The organism is Glycomyces harbinensis (assembly GCF_900101745.1).
In the GTDB taxonomy this organism is placed as follows: Bacteria; Actinomycetota; Actinomycetes; order Mycobacteriales; family Micromonosporaceae; genus Glycomyces; species Glycomyces harbinensis.
The window spans coordinates 80,626-98,409 of sequence record NZ_FNAD01000017.1 but is presented as its reverse complement, the minus strand read 5'-3'; the positions used below and the strand labels follow the sequence as shown (position 1 = coordinate 98,409).

Here is a 17,784-nt window from a genome sequence, read left to right as displayed (position 1 = left end):
TCCGCGGCGAGTCCGGGCCCGGTGCCGGGATTCGGGGACGGGTTGTCGGAGGGCCGTGATTGGGTGTCGGGATGGCGAAAACCGTGTACAACACCGCAACCAGTATCGACGGGTTCATCGCGGACCCCGGCAATTCCCTGGAATGGCTGTTCAGCGTTCCCGGCGGCCATCCGGAGGAGGGCGGGGAGGTCGAGAGCCCGCTGGACGAGTTCGGCCAGTTCCTCGCCGGGGTCGGCGCGATCTGCATGGGCTCGACGACCTACGAGTGGATCCTCGAACACGAGCACGTGGTCGAGCACCCGGAGAAGTGGGAGTACGAGCAGCCGGTCTGGGTCTTCACCAGCCGGGACCTTCCGGTGGTACCCGGTGCCGACATCCGTTTCGTGTCAGGCGATGTCACAACGGTCCACGCCGAGATGGCCGCCGTCGCGGGCGACCGCGACCGGTGGATCCTCGGCGGCGGGGAACTGGTCGGCCAGTTCTTCGACGCGGGCCTCCTCGACGAGGTCGTGCTGTCGCTGGCACCGGTCTTCCTCGGCGGCGGCGCGCCGCTGCTCCCCCGCCGCATCCTCGCCGACCGCCTCGAACTCGCCGAGTCCCACACCAGCGGCCAGTTCACCTGCATCACCTACCGCGTGAAGCGGTAACGGCGGCCGGAGAATCGATCGCCTTGCGCGGCAACCGCGTTCGGCGATCGATCGCCCGAACTGGAACAAGGAAGCCGCCTGGCCCGGAACGAGGAAGCGAGGAGAGGGGCCCTCCCCCTCCCCTCCCCCCACCCCCCCCTCGCGCCCTTGCCATGCCTCGTGACAGCCGGTCTCGTGACAGCCGTCAGCGGGATTCGTACCCGGCGATCGGACTGGGCGACTGCGCTTGTCGCCTGCTCCTGGTGACCGCTTCGCTCGCTCCGACCGCTCGACCGCCTGCGGGGCGGTGGATGCCGGTGGCGTGACCGCCCGGCCCTGGCGGGCCGGGCGGCTACCGGGGCCGACTAGTCGTCGTCACCGTCCTGGTCGTCATCGTCGTCGCGGTCGTTGTCGTCCTGGTCGTCGTCATCGAGGTCGTCGTCCGCGTCATCGGCATCGTTGTCGTCGTCGTCCGCGAAGACGTCGGCGATCGAGCCGTCGAGGGCGTTGACCACGACGTCCCATTCGGCGTTGTCGGCGTCGACCACCTCGACCACCCACACCGGGGCGTCGACCGTGCCCTCGAGGTCGGTGTCGTGGACGTCGCCCGCGACTTCGGCCAGGGCCGCCTCGACGGCCGCGTCCTCGCCGATGGCCTCGGCCGGGAGCGCGAAGTCGTCGGCGTCCGTGTCGTACACGTCGTCCGCGTCCTCCGTGCCGGTCTGGCCGCGGCGGTCGTCGGTGGTGCCGGTGGCGTCCGTGCGGGTCTCGTCGGCGTCGGCCGCGAAGGCGGCCGCGGCGCCGCCGCCGAGGAGCAGGGCACCTGCGGTGCCCGCGATGATGAGGGTGCGGTGGCGGCCGGCGAAGCGGCGGGCCTTGGGGGCCTCGGGCTGCTGGGTGTCGTTCGGAGTGTTCATGTCGCGTCCTTTCGTGCTGGCTGATCGGATGTCCGCAACCTTGCGCCCCCGAACCTGAAGCCAAGCTGAAGTCACCTGAAGTCGGCTTCAGGTTCGGGGGCCGAGAGCGCCGCGTACTCGCGTCTCGCCTGGTCGCGGGCGATACGGGACCCGTCAGGGCGACTTCAGGTTGGCTTCAGGTTCGCTGTGTCAAGCTTCGTGACATGCGTTTGCTGATGGTGGAAGACGAGCAGCGGCTGGCCCAGATGGTCGCCGCAGGGCTGACGGCCGAGGGTTACGCGGTCGACCTCGCCCATGACGGCCGGACCGGTCTGTCGATGGCCCGCACCGGCGGCTACGACGCGATCATCCTCGACATCATGCTCCCGGGCATGAACGGATACCAGGTGTGCGCGACCCTCCGAGAGGAGGGGATCGCGTCGCCCATCCTCATGCTCACCGCCAAAGACGGCGAATACGACGAGGCCGAGGGCCTCGACACCGGCGCCGACGACTTCCTGACCAAGCCGTTCTCGTTCGTGGTCCTCCAGGCGCGCCTGCGCGCGATGATGCGCCGGGGCGGGTCCGCGGCGCCCACGGTGTGGCGGTTCGGCGACCTCACCGTCGACCCGGCCACGCGCTCGTGCCGCCGGGCGGGCGCGCCGGTCGATCTCACCTCCAAGGAGTTCTCGGTGCTGGAATACCTGGCGAGCCGCGCCGGCGAGGTCGTGTCCAAGACCGAGATCCTCCACCACGTGTGGGACTTCGCGTACGACGGCGACGTCAACATCGTGGAGGTCTACATCTCCAACCTGCGCCGCAAGATCGACTCGCCGTACGGCAAGACCTCGATCGCCACCGTGCGCGGCGCGGGCTACCGGTTGGCGGCGAACGGTGGATAAGGTGCGGCGCGAGGCGATGCGCGAATCGTTGAAGCATTCCAGGGGGAAGCGCCTCCTGTGGCAGCCCGAGTCGGTGCGGGCGCGCACTACGGTGGGCGCGACGCTCGTCGTCGCCGTCGCGCTCATCGCGGCCGGGTTCCTGATCGTGGCGCTGCTGCGCGACAACCTCTACGGCCGCGCCGAACTCACCGCCGAGGTCAGCTCCCGCTCCATCGCCGGCCAGCTCGCCTCCGGCACCGCGCCGACGGCGCTGGAACTGCCCGATGACGACGAGCTCACACAGGTCGTGGACGCGAACGGCGATGTCGTCGCCGCCAGCGAGGACCTGGTCGGCCTCGCGGCGCTCGGCGATTTCGCGCCGCAGCCCGCGCCGACGGCGAGCGAGCCGAGCACTGACGACGACCAGGACGATGACGATGACGACGAGCCCGGGGACGACGATGACGACGGCGACACCGATTCGCCCGATGCCGACGACGTGACCGCGGAGGGCGGCTCGGTCGGATCGGACATCGCCTACCGCACGCTGGACGTCCCCGACGAGGATGCGCCCTACCGGTTCGCGGCCATCACCGCCACGGCCCCCGACGGCCGGGTCTACTCGGTCTACACCGGGTCCTCGCTCGAGACGCAGGAGGAGGCGGTCGACAGCGTCGAGGCGACGATGCTCTGGGCGCTGGTGCCGGTGCTTGCGGTCGTCGCGCTCGTGACCTGGCTGGTGACCCGCCGCGCACTGCGCCCGGTGGGGGCGATTCAGAAGGAGCTCATCGAGATCACCGGCGGCGACTTGTCGCGGCGGGTGCCGGTGCCCGCGAGCCGCGATGAGATCCACAGCCTCGCGACGACGACCAACATGACGCTGGCGGCGCTCGACGCCGCGGTGTCGCAGCAGCGCCGATTCGTCGCCGACGCCTCCCATGAGCTGCGCAGCCCGCTGGCGATCCTGCGGACGCAGTTGGAGATCGCCCAGGAGCACCCCGAGCTCTTGGACCTGGAGGCGACGCTGGGCGACGTGATGCGCCTGCAGGACCTCGCCGCCGACCTGCTGCTGCTCGCGCGCCTGGACGCCGGGGAGCGGCCGCGGCACGTCGAGGTGCCGTTCACGGAGCTGGTGCGCGAGGAGGTCGCGCGCCGGGCCGCCTCGGACCGGGTGCCCGTCCGACTCGAGGTTGAGGAGGACCTGTCGGTCATGGGCGTGCGGGGCCATCTGGCCCGGGCCGTGGGCAACCTGCTGACGAACGCGCAGCGGCACGCCACCGGGGCGGTGTCGGTGCGGTTGGAGGTCGAGGACGCGGAGTGGCTGCGCCTCGACGTCGCCGACGACGGCAACGGTGTGCCGCCCGGGCAGCGGCGCCGGATCTTCGACCGGTTCGTGAGGCTCGACGAGTCGCGCAGCCGCGACGAGGGCGGCGCGGGCCTCGGCCTGGCGATCGTGCAGGACGTGGCGCTGGAGCACAAGGGCATGGTCAAGGTCCTCGAAGCGCCCGAGGGCGGGGCGCTGTTCCGGATGGTGCTGCGCCGCAGCTGAAGACGATCGGTCAGGTCGGTGGACGGCCTCGGGCGGGGCCGACTGGAGCCGCGGCCGCATGGGCCTTCCGCGCTCTTGCCGGCCGCTGCGCACGGTCTGGGCCGTGGGCGGTGTGACCCGTTCGCACCCGCTGGTCGGCGTGGAACACCGGCAACATGAGCCTCATACGATGGCCTCATGAAAATCTGGATCGCTCACGAAGCGGGCAGGGCGCTGCTCGGTCCGGTGCCCGACGGCGTCGAGGTCGAGGTCTTCGAAGGCGGGGACTACCCTTCCGACCCCGCCGGAGTCAGCCTCTGGGTCCCGCCGTTCCTGGGTCCGAACCCCGCGCAGACGTTCAAGGACATGCCCGAGCTCAAAGTGGTGCAGCTGCTCAGCGCCGGTGTCGAGCAGTGGATTCCGCACGTTCCCGACGGCGTGCTCCTGTGCAACAACCGCGGCGCCCACACCGAGGCGACCGCCGAATGGGTGCTGGCCGCGACGCTGGCCTCGATCCGCGGATTCGATCGCTTCGCGCGCAAGCAGACCGCGCGGGAATGGGCGCCGACGCGGACGGGGTCGCTCTCGGGGGCGACCGCGCTCATGATCGGCGCGGGCTCGATCGGCGAGGCCATCGCGCGCCGGTTCGAGGCCTCGAACGCGACGGTCCGCAAGATCGCCCGCACGGCCAGGCCGGGCGTCGGGACCCTCGCGGACCTGCCCGACCTGCTGCCCGAGGCGGATGTGGTGGTGCTGATCGTGCCGCTGACCCCCGAGACCGAGGGCCTGGCGGACGCGGCGTTCCTGGCGCGCATGAAGGACGGCGCGCTGCTGGTGAACGCCGCTCGCGGCAAGGTCGCCGACACCGACGCGCTGACGGCGGAGGTCGCCTCCGGGCGGCTGCGGTGCGCGCTCGACGTGACCGAACCCGAGCCGCTCCCGGCCGACCACGAGCTGTGGGGCCTGGAGGGCGCGCTCATCACCCCGCACGTCGGCGGGGCGGTCGAGGGCTTCGCGGAGCGGTGCTATCCCCTGGTGGGCGAGCAGGTCCGCCGGCTCGCGGCGGGTGAGCCGCTCGCGAACGTGGCCGAGAACGGCTACTGACGACCAATGTGAACGGAGGGTCCCGGGCAAAACGGACACCCTGGGACCCCCCATTCAAAACTACGCGCCGGGTGCGACGCGCATTCGCGGCATCGTTCGAACAACAGCGGGTTCCCTTGTGCGCGTTACGGGGCGGAACGGCGGCGAGGCGCCGCCGCAAATCCGGCGAGGCGTGCCGCTGAGACCGCCACGAGGTCATGTGACGTCGGCGCGGTTCAGGCGATTCGCGCACCGATCGGGGCCTCGGCGTCCGGGGCCAACAGGATCACTTCACCCGTGCCCTCGACCGGGACGCCCAGGACCAGGACCTCGGACATGAAGTCGGCGATCTGGCGCGGCGGGAAGTTCGTCACCGCCACCACCGTGCGCCCGACCAGCTCCTCAGGCGAGTACCTGGCGGTGATCTGCGCGCTCGACCGCTTCACCCCGAACTCGCCGAAGTCGATCCAGAGTTTGTACGCGGGATGGCGGGCCTTCGCGAAGACCTCCGCGCGCTCGATGCGACCGGTGCGGATCTCGGTGCGGAAGAAGTCGTCCACGGAGCTCAGCTCCGCCGTCTGCGTCGGTTCGGCCATCCGCGGAGGATACCGCTACCGCGCCTCGAACCGCTCGCGCATCCCGGCCAGCGCCGCCGCGGTGAGGCGGCCGTAGAGGCGCACCCGTGCCATGCCGCCGTCCGGAAAGATGTTGAGCCGCACCGAGACCGCGGGACGGTCGTTGTCGAGGACGAAGCGGTGCGGCGTGTCCGGCACGAGCGCGGTGCGCGGCAGGAGCGTGAAGGTCTCGTCGCCGTCGAACGCCTCGATGGAGGCCCAGCCGGGCGCGTTGTGCTTGAGGTGTGTCGTGTCGAGTTCGGCGACGCGCACGACGCCGCGGCCGGCGAGGCCGATGTCGAGCCATTCGTGTCCGGGTTCGCGGCGGCGGGCGGTCTCCCAGCCGTCGGCCTGGCTGGTCGCGAGCCCGGGCGTGATCGCGCCGACCGGGTTGGAGTAGAAGGCGTTCGAGGCGCCGAGGATGCTGCCGCCGTTGACGAGTGCGGCGAGGTCGAGGGGGAGGTCGGCGAATCCGTCCGGGTCGGGGACGGGCGTGCCGTGGACGCGAAGGCGCGCGACGCCGCCGTCGGGGTGGAGGTTGAGGCGCACGTGCGTGACGCGGCCGGGGAAGTCGACGTCGTAGGCGTTCCTGCTGTCGCCCTTGGCGGTCGAGCGCGGGACGAGCGTGTGCCAGTCGGCGGCTTCGAGGTCGGTGAGGGACGGGTGTCCGTCGAGGCGGCAGGCGTCGACGGAGACCTCCGGCGGGTAGTTCCCGGTGAAGTAGGCGGTGTCGACGACGATGCCGCCGACGCGGCCGGGCGCGCCGAGGCGGACGATCGCCCAGTCGTGGCCCGGTTCCCGCCTGCGGCGGGTCTCCCAGCCGTCGTAGAGCTGCCCTCGGTGTCCGAAGGTGGCGCTCTGGTGGAGGACGGGGTAGGGCCGGATGAGGTGCTCCTTCTCGGCGAAGGATTCGTCGTTGGCGGTGAGGACGGCGCCGCCGAGGGCGCGGGCGGCGAGGTCGGGCAGCGGCCAGTGGCCGTTCGGCTCGGTGGTCTCGGTGTGCGGCTCGGTCGCTTGCGGGGGGACGGTCATCGTGGGCTCCTTCGCAGTTGTCGGCCTCGCGGGGGGCCGTGGACGTCGACGGGTTTGCCGCGCAGCCAGGTGGTGGCGACCGCGCCGCGGAGGCGACGGCCGTCGTAGGGCGTGACGGGGTGGCGGTGGTGGAGGTCGGCGGCGCGGACGGTCCACTCGGCGTCGGGGTCGAAGGCGACGAGGTCGGCGTCGGCGCCGGTTGCGATGCGGCCCTTGCGGTCGAGTCCGGCGAGGTCGGCGGGTCCGCTTGCCATCCACCGGGCGAGGTCGGTGAGGGCGAGCCCTCTGGTGCTCGCCTCGGTCCATGTCACGGGAAGGCCGATCTGGAGTGAGGCGATGCCGCCCCAGGAGGTCGCGAAGTCGCCGGTCTTCATGGTGGCGGGGCTGGGCGAGTGGTCGGAGACGACGATGTCGATGCGTCCGTCGATGAGGCCGGCCCACAGGGCTTCCCGGTTGGCCTCGCCGCGGATGGGCGGGCAGCATTTGAACGCGGTGGCGCCGTCGGGGATCTGCTCGGCGGTCAGCGCGAGGTAGTGGGGGCAGGTCTCGGCGGTGATCCGCACGCCGTCGAGCCGGGCCCGGTGGACGAGGTCGAGGGCGTCGGCGGCGGCCAGGTGGAGGAGGTGGACGCGGGCGCCGGTGGCGCGGGCGGCGGCGATGACCTCGCTGACGGCGCTGGTCTCGGCGGTGGCGGGGCGGGAGGCCAGGAACCGGTCGAAGCTCGGCGCGGTGTCCGGTTCGCGGAGGTGCGCGGGGTCTTCGGCGTGGGCGATGAGGAGTGCGCCGAGGGACGCGACGGTGGCGCAGGCGCGGTGCAGCCCGGCGGTGTCGAGGTGCGGGAACTCGTCGACTCCCGATGGGGCCGTGAAGCATTTGAAGCCGAAGACGCCCGCGTCGTGGAGTCTCTTGAGTTCGGCGTCGTTGCCGGGGATCGCGCCGCCCCAGAAGCCGACGTCGATCCAGGTCCGGCCTTTCGCGGCGGCGCGCTTGGCGGCGAGCGCGCCGGTGTCGACGGTGGGCGGGAGGCTGTTGAGCGGCATGTCGATGATGGTGGTGACGCCGCCGGCGGCGGCGGCTTTGGTGGCGCTGGCGAAGCCTTCCCATTCGGTGCGGCCGGGTTCGTTGATGTGGACGTGGGTGTCGACGAGGCCGGGCAGGAGGGCGAGGTCGCCGAGGTCGGTGGTGCGGCGGGCGGCGATGGGTTCGTCGTAGTCGCCGATGACGGCGATGTGCTCGCCGGCGATCGCGACGGCGGCGGGCCGTTCGCCGTCGGGCAGGACGGTGCGGCGGGAGCGGAGTACCAGGTCGTAGACGACTGGAGCGGAAATGTCGTAGGGGTCGGTCATCATGGTGACTCCAGGTTGCCATCCGATTGCAGCGGAGGGAGGTGGGACGGGCCGAGGGCTCCCGGGCTCCGCAGGGCAGGGGCGGCTGCGGAGGGGTTCACGGCGGCGCTGGTGAGGGCGGCGCTGGGTGCACCGGTGGTCGGACTGGCGAGGGCGGATTTGGATGCATCCGCGGCGGCGGGCGGCTCGTTTCCGCTGGCACGGCCGGACGGGACGGCCGGTGGTGAGGCCGCGGCGACGGCCTCAGTCCGATGCGGTGACATCGGGGCCTGATTTCGCGGCGTTGTAGGCGCGCCAGGAGCCGTGGTCGGTGATGTCGACGAGTTCGGGCAGGTCGGCGCAGTCGTCGCGCAGGCGCATGCCGAGGGCTTCGGTGCCGTCGTCCAGCCCGACGACGCCGAGTTCGAGGTCGGCCGGTTCGGCCGGCAGTAGGGAGGTTCGCAGTACGGCGAGGTCGATGTCGTAGAGCTCGCCTTCGATGGAGGCGCCTTCGCCCTCGGGCGCGGCTTGCAGGGCCGGATGGTCGTCGCCGACGGAGTGGAGCCGGTAGAGCGGGAGGGTCTTGGCGGGGCCGACGAAGGGCGCGCCGCCGATGAGGTGGTGGAGGTTGCCGCCTTTCATGCCGCCTCCGTTGAGGAACATGTGGACCATGTCGGGCTCCTTCACTGTTCGGTCCGCTCCGAGCCGGTGTGGTTCGTATCGGGTGGTCTGCTGGTCGGTTCGGTGGTGCGCTCCGCTGGGAGCCATGCGGCCTGCACGGTCCGCGCCGAGCCGGTGCAGTTCAGGCGTCGCGGTCGGCAGTTCAATCGTTGGTTCCGGTTGACCGGTGCAGTCTGCGGTTGGTGCGGTCGTCGGTTCGTGCCGCCCGGGTCGGTGCGGTTCGTAGCGGATGGTGCGGTCGGTTCGGTGGTGCGTTCCGCCAGGCCCGCGCGGTCCGCTCCGGATCGGTGCGGTTCGGGCATCGCGGTCGGCGATTCGGCCGTTGGTTCCGGTGGGCCGGAGCGGCCCGAGCCGGCTGGTGCAGTTCGGCGGTTCGGTCCGCCCGAGTCGGTGCGGCTCATGTCGGGTGGTGCGGTCGGTTCGGTTCGAGTGTCGCGTCGCCAGGCCGGTCGTTGGTTCCGGTGGGCGGTGCCGCTTGCGGAGGCTGGTGCAGTTGGAGGGTTCGGGCCACCCGGGTCGATACGGCCCCGTAGCAGTCAGCGCCATTCGGGTGTTGCGTCGGCGCTCGGTCGACAGTTCCGGTGGGCCGCTGCGGTCTACGGCTGCTGGTGCGACTCGGCAGTGCGACCTGCCTGGGCCGGTGCGGCTCGTATCGGGTGGTTCGGTCGGCGGTTCGCCAGTTCCTTCCTGTGGACGGGTGCGGCTTGCGGTGGCCGGTGCGGTTCGGGTCGCCCGGCCTGGCCGGTGCGGTTCAGGTGTTGCGGTCGGCCGTTCGGTCGTTGGTCCCGGTGGGCTGATGTGGTCTGCGGCTGCTAATGCGATTCGGCGGTCTCACCTGCCCGGGCAGTGGCTTGTAGCGAGTGGTGCGGTCAGCGGTTCTGGTTCCTTTCGGCGGCTTGCGTGGCTTGCGGTGGCCGGTGCGGTTCGGGCCGCCCGGCCTCGCCGGTGCAGCCTGTCTCGGCGGTGCGGTCGCAGTTCGGTTGCTCCTTTCACATGGGCCGGTGCGGATGTTCGGCGGTGCTGCGGTCTTCAGTTCAGTGGTGAAGGGGGCCTTCGGCTCCGGTGAGGAATCCGGCGGCGGCTCGATTGCGGACGGCGATGATCTCGGCGAGGATCGACAGTGCGGTCTCGTCGGCGTTGCGGCCGTTGAGGTCGAGGCCGATCGGCGAGCGGAGCCTGGCGATCGCGGTGTCGTCCACGCCCGCTTCGTGGAGTCGCGCGAGGCGGTCGCGGTGGGTGGCGCGCGAGCCCATGGCCCCGATGTAGCCCGCCTCGGAGACGAGGGCGCGTTCGAGGAGCGGGAGGTCGAACTTCTCGTCATGGGTCAGGACGCACACGGCGGTCTGCGCGTCGGCGGTGATCTGGTCGAAGTGGCGGTGGGGCCAGTCGACGATCACCTCGTCGGCCTCGGGGAAGCGGATGTCGGTGGCGAAGACGGCGCGCGCGTCGCAGACGGTGACGTGGAAGCCGAGCTGCTTGGCGATCCTGACGACCGGCGCCGCGAAGTCGACCGCGCCGTAGACGAGGAGCCGGGGCGGCGGGGTGTGGACCTCGACGGCGAAGCGTCCGGCTCGGCCTGAAGTCGCCGGCAGCGCGGTCCCGTCGAGGTCGAGGCTCCCCGTGAAGCCGTGGCTCGTGATGGCCACGGCCGCACCGAGGTCCGGGCCCTGGACGGCGCGCACGAGCGAGACCGGTTCCCCGGCGATGATCGCGTCGAGGGCGGCGGCGATGGCGGTGTCGCCGGGATCGACCTTGACGATGAGGACGTCCATGGAGCCGCCGCAGGTGAGCCCGATCGCGAAGGCGTCCTGGTCGGTGTAGCCGAAGGATTCGACCACGGGCGCGCCGTCGTCGAGGACTTCCCGGCAGCGGAGGTAGACGGCCGCTTCGACGCAGCCGCCCGAGACGCCGCCGAGGGCCGCGCCCTCGGCGTCGACGGCGAGCGCGGTGCCGAGCGGGCGCGGTGCGGAGCCGGAGACGCCGACCAGCGAGGCCAGCGCGAAGGGCCGTCCTTCGCTCATCCAGGCGCGGAGCGCTGCGGCGATGTCCCTCATGACGGCCTCCCGGTGGTGAGGTGTTCGGGCCTGACCGGCACGCGGGTGAGCGCCAGTCCGGTGGCGTCGCGGATCGCGGCGACGATCGCGGGGGTGGACGAGAGGGTGGGCGGTTCGCCGGCGCCGCGGAGGCCGTAGGGCGCTTCGGGGTCGGCGTTCTCGACGATGTGCAGGCGCATCGGCGGCATGTCGAGGATGGTGGGGATGAGGTAGTCGGTGAAGGAGGCGTTCTTGACCTCGCCGCGGACGGTGACGAGTTCCTCCATGACGGCGAGGCCGAGGCCTTGGGCGGTGCCGCCGTGGATCTGGCCTTCGAGGGCGTTGGGGTTCATGGCCTTGCCGACGTCTTGGACGCAGGTGAGGTCGACGACTTTGACGAGGCCGAGTTCCACGTCGACGTCGACGGTGGCGCGGTGGACGCACAGTGCGAGCTGGACGTGCGAGTCGCCTTGGCCGGTGATGGCGTCCATGGGTTTGGTGGCGCGGTGGCGGAAGACGCGGGTGGCTTCGATCGGGCCGTCGGCGAGATCGCGGTCGGTCCACAGTGCTCTGGCGGCTTCGGCGGCGGCTTTGACGGCGCCGCCGGTCATGTACGACTGGCGGGAGGCGGAGGAGGATCCGGCCGATCCGACCTTCGTGTCGTTGGGCGCCAGGCGGACGCGGTCGACGCCCAGTTCGGTGCGGACGATCTGGGTCTGGAGGTTCCAGTGGCCCTGCCCCACTTCGGCGGCGGCGGTGTGGATGGTGGCGACCGGTTCGCCGTCTTCGAGTTCGAGGCGGATGCGGGCGGTCGAGTAGTCGTCGAAGCCTTCGGAGTAGCAGACGTTCTTGAGGCCGACGCCGTAGCCGACGCCGCGGCGCACGCCTTCGCCGTGCGTGGTGTTGCCGGTGCCGCCGGGGAGGTCGAGGATGTCGCGCGCGGCGGGGATCGCGGGGACGGGGATCTCCCTGATGCGGTCGATCATGTCGGCGAGCGGCGAGAAGGGGCGGGCGTCGGCGCCGGCCGCGCCCGGGGGTGCGGGGCTCGGGGCGGTGCCCGCCTGGGGAACGGCGTCGGAGCCGACGACGGCGGGTGCGGCTGGCGACGGCGCGTCGATGATCTGGCCGTTGATGAGCCTGGAGCCCTGGGCTACGGCGTTGCGGCGGCGGATCTCCAAGGGGTCGAGGCCGAGCGCCTCGGCAAGGGCGTCCATTTGGGACTCGTAGGCGAAGCAGGTCTGGACGCCGCCGAAGCCGCGCATGGCCCCGCACGGCGGGTTGTTGGTGCGCGCGCCCCAGGCGTCGATGGCGACGTGTTCGACCTCGTAGGGCCCCACGGCGAGTGAGGCGGCGTTGCCGACGACCGCGTCGGTGGTGGAGGCGTAGGCGCCGCCGTCGAGGACGATGTGGGCCTTGACGTAGACCAGGCGCCCGTGCTCGTCGGCGCCGTGCTCGTAGCGCATGCGCGCGGGATGGCGGTGGACGTGGCCGAGGAAGGACTCGGCCCGGTCGTACATCATCTTCACCGGCCGGCCGGTGGCGAGCGCGAGCATCGCCATGTGCGCCTGGACGGACAGGTCCTCGCGGGCGCCGAAAGCGCCGCCGATCCCGGCCATGACCATGTGGATGCGGTCGGGTTCCAGGTCGAGGCAGGGGGCGAGCTGCTCCAGGTCGGAGTGGAGCCACTGGGTGGCGACGTGCAGGCGGACGCCGCCGTCGCCGGTGGGAACGGCCGCACCGGATTCGGGGCCGAGGGGCGCCTGGTCCTGCATGCCGACGGTGTACTCGCGGGCGATGATCACGGCCGCTTCGGCGGTGACGGGTTCGCCGAGGCGGACGGGCTGGTACCGGAAGTGGTTCCCGGCGTCGACGGCGGCCTGCGGGTCGCATTGCGGTTCGCGCACTTCGTAGTCGACGCGGATCGCCTCGGCCGCGAGGCGGGCGGTGTCGAGGGTGTCGGCGGCGATGATCGCGACCGGCTCGCCCTGGTAGCGCACTTCGCCTGCGGCGAGGACGGGCTGGTCGGCGTCGATGAGTCCGTAGTGGAGCTTCCCGGGGACGTCGGCGGCGGTGAGGACCGCGTGGACGCCGGGGAGGGCGAGCGCGGGCGCGGTGTCGACGGCGCGGATTCCGGCGCTGGGGTGCGGGCTGCGGAGGGTGTGGCCCCACAACATGCCGTCGAAGTGGAGGTCGGAGGCGTAGTCGAAGGCGCCGTTGACTTTCGCTTCGGCTTCGGGGCGGGCGGGGCTGGTGCCGACGCCGGCGGCGTGCGGGCGCGGCCCGGCCGGGGCGGCCGGGTGGGTCCCGACCCCGCCGGCTGCCCTGCGCGGCGGGGTCGGAGTCGTGGGCTCAGGCACGGGGGGCCTCCCTGAGGTTCGCGCTCGCGGCGGCGAGGCCGCGGGCGAGCGCCGCGGTGTCGGCGGTGCGCAGTTCGCCGTGTTCGACGACGGGCCGTCCGGCGACGGTGAGCAGCCGCAGCGGGGCGGCGGGGCCGAGGACGAGGGCGGTGACGGGGTCGGCGATCCCGGCGTGGCCGAGGCCGGTGAGGTCCCACAGGGCGATGTCGGCCTGCTTGCCGGCTTCGAGGGACCCGAGGTGGTCGTCGCGTCCGAGGATCGTCGCGCCGCCGATGGTGCCCAGGCGCAGTGCGGTGCGCGCGTCCATGGCGTGCGGGCCGTGGAGCTGGCGGGCGGTGTAGAGCGCTTGGCGCAGTTCCTCGCCGAGGTGCCCGGCCTCCTGGCTGGCGGCGCCGTCGACGCCGAGGCCGACGGGGATGCCGGCGGCGAGCATCGCGGGGACGTCGGCGAGGCCGGTGCCGAGGCGGGCGTTGGAGGAGGGGCAGTGGGCGACGCCGGTGCCGGCGGCGCCGAGGCGGCGCTGGGCGTCGGCGTCGAGGTGGACGGCGTGGGCGAGCCACGTGTCGGGGGCGATCCAGCCGACCTTGTCCATGTACTCGACGGGGTCGCAGCCGTGGACGCGGCGGCAGTAGTCGGCCTCGTCGAGGGTCTCGCACAGGTGGGTGTGGAGGCGGACGCCCTTGTCGCGGGCGAGTGCGGCGGCTTCGCGGAGGAGTTCGGTGGAGACCGAGAACGGGGAGCAGGGGGCGACGGCGATCTGGAGCATCGCGCCCGGGGACCGGTCGTGGTGGCGGTCGACGGCGTCGGCGGTCGCATCGAGTGCGGCGTCGAGGTCTTCGACGATGTGGTCGGGCGGCAGGCCGCCGTCGCTCACGCCGCGGTCCATGGAGCCGCGGGCGAGGTGGAGGCGCAGGCCGATTTGGGCGGCGGCCGCGATCTGGACGTCGACGAGGTCGGCGGCCTGGCCGGCGGGGTAGACGTAGTGGTGGTCGGCGACGGTGGTGGCGCCGGAGAGGGCCAGCCATGCGAGCCCGGCCGTGTTGGCGGCCTGGACGTGCTCGGGCCGCAGGCGCGCCCACACGGGGTAGAGGTCGGTGAGCCATTCGAAGAGGGTGTGGTCGGCGGCGTGGCCGCGGGTGGCCCACTGGTAGAGGTGGTGGTGGGTGTTGACCAGGCCGGGCGTGGCGAGGCACCCGGAGCCGTCGATCCTTTGCGCGCGGTCGGGCAGCGCGCCTTCGGGCGCGGGCCCCGGCCCGACGGCGGTGATGAGGCCGTCCTCGATGATGAGGTGGCCGGAGGCGTGCTCGGTGCCGGCGGCGTCGACGGTGGCGATGGCGGTGTTCTCGATCACGATCGCGTTCACGGCGTGTCCTCCCCGGTTTCGGCGTCGCCACGTGGGAAGGTGGTGACATTTATCCACTGGTTGTGGTGAAGGTGGGAACGGGCGGGTACCCGGGGCACCCCGTCTGACATCGCTTCGGCCGCGACGTGCACCGCCTCGATGATCTTCTCGTAACCCGTGCACCGGCACAGGTTCCCCGCGAGCGCCTCGCGGATCAGCGCGTCGTCGGGGTCGGGTTCGCGGTCGAGCAGGTCCGCGACCGACACGAGCAGCCCCGGCGTGCAGAACCCGCACTGGACCGCCCCGCAGGCGACGAACGCGTCGCGCACCGGCCGCGGCACCGCCCCCACCACCGTCTTCACCTCGCGCCCTTCGCATTGCGCGGTCGCGACCAGGCACGCGCACACCGGCAGCCCGTCGAGCAGGACCGTGCACGACCCGCACTCGCCCTGCTCGCAGGCGTTCTTGGAACCGGTCAGCCCGAGCCGGTCGCGCAGACTCGTCAGCAGGCTCTCCCCGGGCCGGTCGACGTCGGCCGCGATCTCGGCCCCGTCGACGCGCATCCGCACCCGCATTCCCTCGCTCATCGCCCGCTCCCCTCGGTGTGCGCCGCCGCCCACACGCGGCGCAGCGCGCGCGCCGCGCACACCGCCAGCGCGTGGCGCCGGTAGTCGGCGGTGCCGCGGACGTCGTCCATCGGCGAGGCCGCGGCGGCGACGCGGCGGCCGAACTCGGCGGCCAGCGCGTCGTCGAAGCGGCGCGGGTCCGCCCACGGCAGGTCGATCCGCTCGGCCTCCCTCGCGCGCAGCGGCACGGGCCCGGCCGAGCCGATGCCGGTGCCGAGGCGGCGGGCGTCGAGGTCGAGGCTGAGGGCGAACGAGCAGACCGCGATCACCATGGCGTTGCGGGTGCCGACTTTCAGGAACTGCTGCGGCCCTGCGGCTTTGGGCACGGTGACGGCCGTGATGAGTTCCCCGGGTTCGAGGACGCTGCGTTTGGGGCCGGTGAAGAACGCGTCGGCGGCGACGGTGCGGGTCCCGGCGGTGGAGGCGATGGTGATCCGCGCGCCGCACGCGAGCAGCGGCGGGTGCCCGTCGCCGGCGGGCGAGGCGGTGGCGAGGTTGCCGCCGAGCGTGCCGCGGTTGCGGATCTGCGGGGATCCGACGGTGCGGGACGCGGCGGCGAGGCCGGGCAGGACGGTGGCGAGTTCGGCGACGATCCGCGCGTAGGGCACACCGGAGCCGATGCGGATCGCGTCGCCCTCGTCGCTCCAGGCGCGCAGTTCGGCGAGGCCGGTGAGGTCGAGCATCGCCTCGGGGCGGGCGCGGCGGTAGTTGACGGCGACCATGAGGTCGGTGCCGCCCGCGATCGGCACGGCGCCGGGGTGCTCGGCGAGGTGGGCGAGCGCGTCGGCGAGGTCGGCGGGCCGGTGGAAGGCGGGTGCGGTCAAGGCGGGCGTCGTCATGTCGCCTCCCTTCGGACCGTGCCTTCGATGAGTCCGTACGGCAGGTCCCCCGCCTGGAAGACCGTGCCGGGGTTGTCGAGGCCGAACGGCTCGAGGTCGTACAGGTAGTGGTGTCGGTTCGGCATTGACAGCCGCACTTCCCCGACCTCGGGAATCGCTTTCAGTATGCGCTCGCCGACGGCGTAGAGGGTCTGTTGCAGCGACAGGGAGTAGGTGTCGGCGAAGGCCGCGAGGAGTGCTTCGCGGGCGTCGTCGAAGGCGGTGTCGTACGAGGCGGGGGCGGCGGTGTAGGTCCAGGTCGCGGTGACGGCGGTGGCGAGGATGCGGTCGTCGGTCTCGGGCAGGGTCGTGTACTCGTCGGTGCGGAAGCCCCGGAACGCCGAGTCGGTGGTGTTGAGCAGGAGGAGGTCCCGGATGCCGGAGGCGACGGCGGCGGTCTGGCCGTCGTAGTGGACGTCGGCGGTGCGCAGTTCGCCGCCTTCGCCGCGGGTGAAGGAGTGCCGGCCGAGGCGGGTCCAGGCGTGTTCTTCGATGCCGACGCGGGCGTCGGTGATGGCGGGGGTGCGGTCGACGAAGTGGCGGGCGAGGCGTTCGGCGAAGGCTTCGGCGGGGCCGATGCCGTCGCGGGCGAACGCGTACACGGTGTTCTTCTGCGTGTCGGTGGGCAGGACGCCGGTGTTGTCGCCGGTGCGGTGCGTGGCGTCGAGGTCGCCGGAGAGCGCGGTGTGGACGGTGAGGTCGCGGATCTCGTGGCGGGCGCTGTCGCGGCCGACGTGGACGAGGCGCACTCCGGATTTGCCGTAGCTGTTGGGGCCCAAGGTGAAGGGACTGTCGTTCGGCATCTAGCTACCTCGATACGTGGTGTAGGCGAAGGGGCTGAGCAGCAGCGGCACGTGGCAGTGGCCGTCGTCGACGGTGAATGCGACCTCGACTTCGGGGTAGAAGGCGGGGGTGTCGCGGGCGGCGAACCAGGCGCCGGTGTCGAAGCGGAGGCGGTGGGCGCCCGGTTCGGTGGGCCAGGCCGGGACGCGGCCGTCGGCGTCGGTCTCGCCCGAGCGGACTTCCCGCATGCGGCCGTCGGCGTCGGCGCGGAGCAGGGTCAGCCGGACTCCGGCGGCGGGGCGGCCCGTGACGGTGTCGAGGACGTGGGAGGACACGGAGCTCACGGCCGCACCTCGGTTCCGGGGGCGGTGGCGGCGGGTCCGGCGCCGAAGGACTTGTCGAGTCGCAGTGCCGTGATCTTGCGCAGTTCGGCGACGGACGCGGCCGCTTCGGCCCGGTCGTCGCCGGCGAGGCGCCGCCTGGCCTCGGCGAGGATCTCCTCGCCGGTCAGACCGGTCGCGCAGATGAGGAAGACCCGCCCGAACCGGTGCTCGTAGGCCGCGTTGACCTCGGCGAGTTCGGCCCGTACCGCTTCGGCGGAGGCCAGCGCCCGGGACTGCTCGCCGCGCGACCAGTCGGCGCCCTCGGCGGGTCGCGGCTTCCCGATGGGCGGGTGGGCGGCGTGGGCGACGGCCAGTTCGGCGTCGTCGAGTTCGTCGAACGCGGCGAGCGCGGCGGCCTTGAGCGAGGCGACCGTGCCGTAGGGGCGGCCGGTGGCGACCTTCTCGGCCCAGGATTGCGAGGCGCAGCAGGCCGTCAGGACTCGGACGGCGTCGGCGGCGTCCATCGCGTTGAACGCCCTCAGCGTCCACATCGGCGCCTCCCGTTCAGGTCTCGTTCGATCCGGCTCCACCTCACCGTCGCACAACCGCGCCGGTCCCGTAAGTGAAGCCCGAACACGAGGCCCGGGCCTATGGTCGGCCGCTATGAAACCTTCGTTTCCCGGCCGTTAAATGCTGGAGGATCGTCCAAACTCGGCGGGGCGGCGGGGCTATGGTGGCCTTACCTACCGCGTCCCGACCCGCCTGAGAAGGCCGGA

The 17,784-nt window shown here is 72.4% G+C and carries 17 protein-coding genes; 4 read left to right on the top strand and 13 right to left on the bottom strand.

From position 1 onward, the window contains the following. Positions 1 to 71 precede the first annotated feature (71 nt). Positions 72 to 647, top strand: a complete 576-nt coding sequence (locus BLQ63_RS22575; RefSeq protein WP_091039791.1) for a dihydrofolate reductase family protein — start codon at positions 72 to 74, stop codon at positions 645 to 647. Between the two features lie 344 nt (positions 648 to 991). Here the strand turns inward: BLQ63_RS22575 and BLQ63_RS22570 are convergent, their stop codons facing one another. Beyond that, complete coding sequence (locus BLQ63_RS22570; RefSeq protein ID WP_091039790.1) at positions 992 to 1,543, bottom strand: PepSY domain-containing protein; 552 nt, start codon at positions 1,541 to 1,543, stop codon at positions 992 to 994. Between the two features lie 203 nt (positions 1,544 to 1,746). Here BLQ63_RS22570 and BLQ63_RS22565 point away from each other — a divergent pair, with 203 nt between their 5' ends. The 3 genes from BLQ63_RS22565 (at position 1,747) to BLQ63_RS22555 (ending at position 5,035) form a co-directional block, all read left to right on the top strand. After that, entirely contained in the window at positions 1,747 to 2,424 is a 678-nt protein-coding gene (locus tag BLQ63_RS22565) for a response regulator transcription factor (protein WP_091039789.1), read from the top strand. 28 nt (positions 2,425 to 2,452) lie between these two features. Next, entirely contained in the window at positions 2,453 to 3,952 is a 1,500-nt protein-coding gene (locus tag BLQ63_RS22560; protein WP_245681059.1) for a sensor histidine kinase, read from the top strand. 177 nt (positions 3,953 to 4,129) lie between these two features. Further along, positions 4,130 to 5,035 carry a 2-hydroxyacid dehydrogenase gene (locus BLQ63_RS22555; RefSeq protein ID WP_091039788.1) on the top strand — a complete coding sequence of 302 codons (906 nt, stop codon included), beginning with the start codon at positions 4,130 to 4,132 and terminating at the stop codon, positions 5,033 to 5,035. A gap of 215 nt (positions 5,036 to 5,250) precedes the next feature. Here the strand turns inward: BLQ63_RS22555 and BLQ63_RS22550 are convergent, their stop codons facing one another. The 12 genes from BLQ63_RS22550 to uraD form a co-directional block, all read right to left on the bottom strand. Continuing rightward, positions 5,251 to 5,610 carry a tRNA-binding protein gene (locus tag BLQ63_RS22550; protein ID WP_091039787.1) on the bottom strand — a complete coding sequence of 120 codons (360 nt, stop codon included), beginning with the start codon at positions 5,608 to 5,610 and terminating at the stop codon, positions 5,251 to 5,253. A gap of 15 nt (positions 5,611 to 5,625) precedes the next feature. Next, complete coding sequence (gene alc, locus BLQ63_RS22545; protein WP_091039786.1) at positions 5,626 to 6,660, bottom strand: allantoicase; 1,035 nt, start codon at positions 6,658 to 6,660, stop codon at positions 5,626 to 5,628. After that, a complete protein-coding gene (allB, locus tag BLQ63_RS22540) occupies positions 6,657 to 8,009 on the bottom strand; it encodes an allantoinase AllB (RefSeq protein ID WP_245681058.1) in 1,353 nt (450 codons plus the stop codon). The genes alc and allB overlap by 4 nt, the downstream gene beginning before the upstream one ends. A gap of 240 nt (positions 8,010 to 8,249) precedes the next feature. Beyond that, on the bottom strand, positions 8,250 to 8,657 hold the full coding sequence (locus BLQ63_RS22535) for an allophanate hydrolase-related protein (RefSeq protein WP_091039785.1): 408 nt from the start codon (positions 8,655 to 8,657) through the stop codon (positions 8,250 to 8,252). Positions 8,658 to 9,700: 1,043 nt separating this feature from the next. Continuing rightward, positions 9,701 to 10,720: an XdhC family protein gene (locus BLQ63_RS22530; protein ID WP_091039784.1), complete on the bottom strand. Its 1,020-nt coding sequence runs from the start codon at positions 10,718 to 10,720 to the stop codon at positions 9,701 to 9,703. Beyond that, on the bottom strand, positions 10,717 to 13,056 hold the full coding sequence (locus BLQ63_RS22525) for a molybdopterin cofactor-binding domain-containing protein (RefSeq protein WP_091039783.1): 2,340 nt from the start codon (positions 13,054 to 13,056) through the stop codon (positions 10,717 to 10,719). The genes BLQ63_RS22530 and BLQ63_RS22525 overlap by 4 nt, the downstream gene beginning before the upstream one ends. After that, entirely contained in the window at positions 13,049 to 14,419 is a 1,371-nt protein-coding gene (locus BLQ63_RS22520; RefSeq protein WP_091039782.1) for an 8-oxoguanine deaminase, read from the bottom strand. Before BLQ63_RS22520 ends, BLQ63_RS22525 begins: the two co-directional genes overlap by 8 nt. Then, positions 14,416 to 14,985 (bottom strand): (2Fe-2S)-binding protein, encoded by a 570-nt coding sequence (locus BLQ63_RS22515; RefSeq protein ID WP_245681057.1) that lies wholly within the window; start codon positions 14,983 to 14,985, stop codon positions 14,416 to 14,418. Before BLQ63_RS22515 ends, BLQ63_RS22520 begins: the two co-directional genes overlap by 4 nt. Beyond that, a complete protein-coding gene (locus BLQ63_RS22510; RefSeq protein WP_091039780.1) occupies positions 14,982 to 15,863 on the bottom strand; it encodes an FAD binding domain-containing protein in 882 nt (293 codons plus the stop codon). Before BLQ63_RS22510 ends, BLQ63_RS22515 begins: the two co-directional genes overlap by 4 nt. Continuing rightward, positions 15,860 to 16,705 carry a factor-independent urate hydroxylase gene (pucL, locus tag BLQ63_RS22505; RefSeq protein ID WP_091039779.1) on the bottom strand — a complete coding sequence of 282 codons (846 nt, stop codon included), beginning with the start codon at positions 16,703 to 16,705 and terminating at the stop codon, positions 15,860 to 15,862. The genes BLQ63_RS22510 and pucL overlap by 4 nt, the downstream gene beginning before the upstream one ends. After that, complete coding sequence (uraH, locus tag BLQ63_RS22500) at positions 16,706 to 17,029, bottom strand: hydroxyisourate hydrolase (protein WP_091039778.1); 324 nt, start codon at positions 17,027 to 17,029, stop codon at positions 16,706 to 16,708. Continuing rightward, on the bottom strand, positions 17,026 to 17,559 hold the full coding sequence (gene uraD / locus BLQ63_RS22495; protein WP_091039777.1) for a 2-oxo-4-hydroxy-4-carboxy-5-ureidoimidazoline decarboxylase: 534 nt from the start codon (positions 17,557 to 17,559) through the stop codon (positions 17,026 to 17,028). The genes uraH and uraD overlap by 4 nt, the downstream gene beginning before the upstream one ends. Positions 17,560 to 17,784: the final 225 nt, after the last annotated feature.

Excerpts from the sequence above, each read along its gene's own strand:
- BLQ63_RS22575 (WP_091039791.1), top strand. The coding sequence starts at position 72 with ATGGCGAAAACCGTGTACAACACCGCAACCAGTATCGACGGGTTCATC.
- BLQ63_RS22570 (WP_091039790.1), bottom strand. The coding sequence starts at position 1,543 with ATGAACACTCCGAACGACACCCAGCAGCCCGAGGCCCCCAAGGCCCGC.
- BLQ63_RS22565 (WP_091039789.1), top strand. The coding sequence starts at position 1,747 with ATGCGTTTGCTGATGGTGGAAGACGAGCAGCGGCTGGCCCAGATGGTC.
- BLQ63_RS22555 (WP_091039788.1), top strand. The coding sequence starts at position 4,130 with ATGAAAATCTGGATCGCTCACGAAGCGGGCAGGGCGCTGCTCGGTCCG.
- BLQ63_RS22550 (WP_091039787.1), bottom strand. The coding sequence starts at position 5,610 with ATGGCCGAACCGACGCAGACGGCGGAGCTGAGCTCCGTGGACGACTTC.
- alc (WP_091039786.1), bottom strand. The coding sequence starts at position 6,660 with ATGACCGTCCCCCCGCAAGCGACCGAGCCGCACACCGAGACCACCGAG.
- allB (WP_245681058.1), bottom strand. The coding sequence starts at position 8,009 with ATGATGACCGACCCCTACGACATTTCCGCTCCAGTCGTCTACGACCTG.
- BLQ63_RS22535 (WP_091039785.1), bottom strand. The coding sequence starts at position 8,657 with ATGGTCCACATGTTCCTCAACGGAGGCGGCATGAAAGGCGGCAACCTC.
- BLQ63_RS22530 (WP_091039784.1), bottom strand. The coding sequence starts at position 10,720 with ATGAGGGACATCGCCGCAGCGCTCCGCGCCTGGATGAGCGAAGGACGG.
- BLQ63_RS22515 (WP_245681057.1), bottom strand. The coding sequence starts at position 14,985 with ATGAGCGAGGGAATGCGGGTGCGGATGCGCGTCGACGGGGCCGAGATC.
- BLQ63_RS22510 (WP_091039780.1), bottom strand. The coding sequence starts at position 15,863 with ATGACGACGCCCGCCTTGACCGCACCCGCCTTCCACCGGCCCGCCGAC.
- pucL (WP_091039779.1), bottom strand. The coding sequence starts at position 16,705 with ATGCCGAACGACAGTCCCTTCACCTTGGGCCCCAACAGCTACGGCAAA.
- uraD (WP_091039777.1), bottom strand. The coding sequence starts at position 17,559 with ATGTGGACGCTGAGGGCGTTCAACGCGATGGACGCCGCCGACGCCGTC.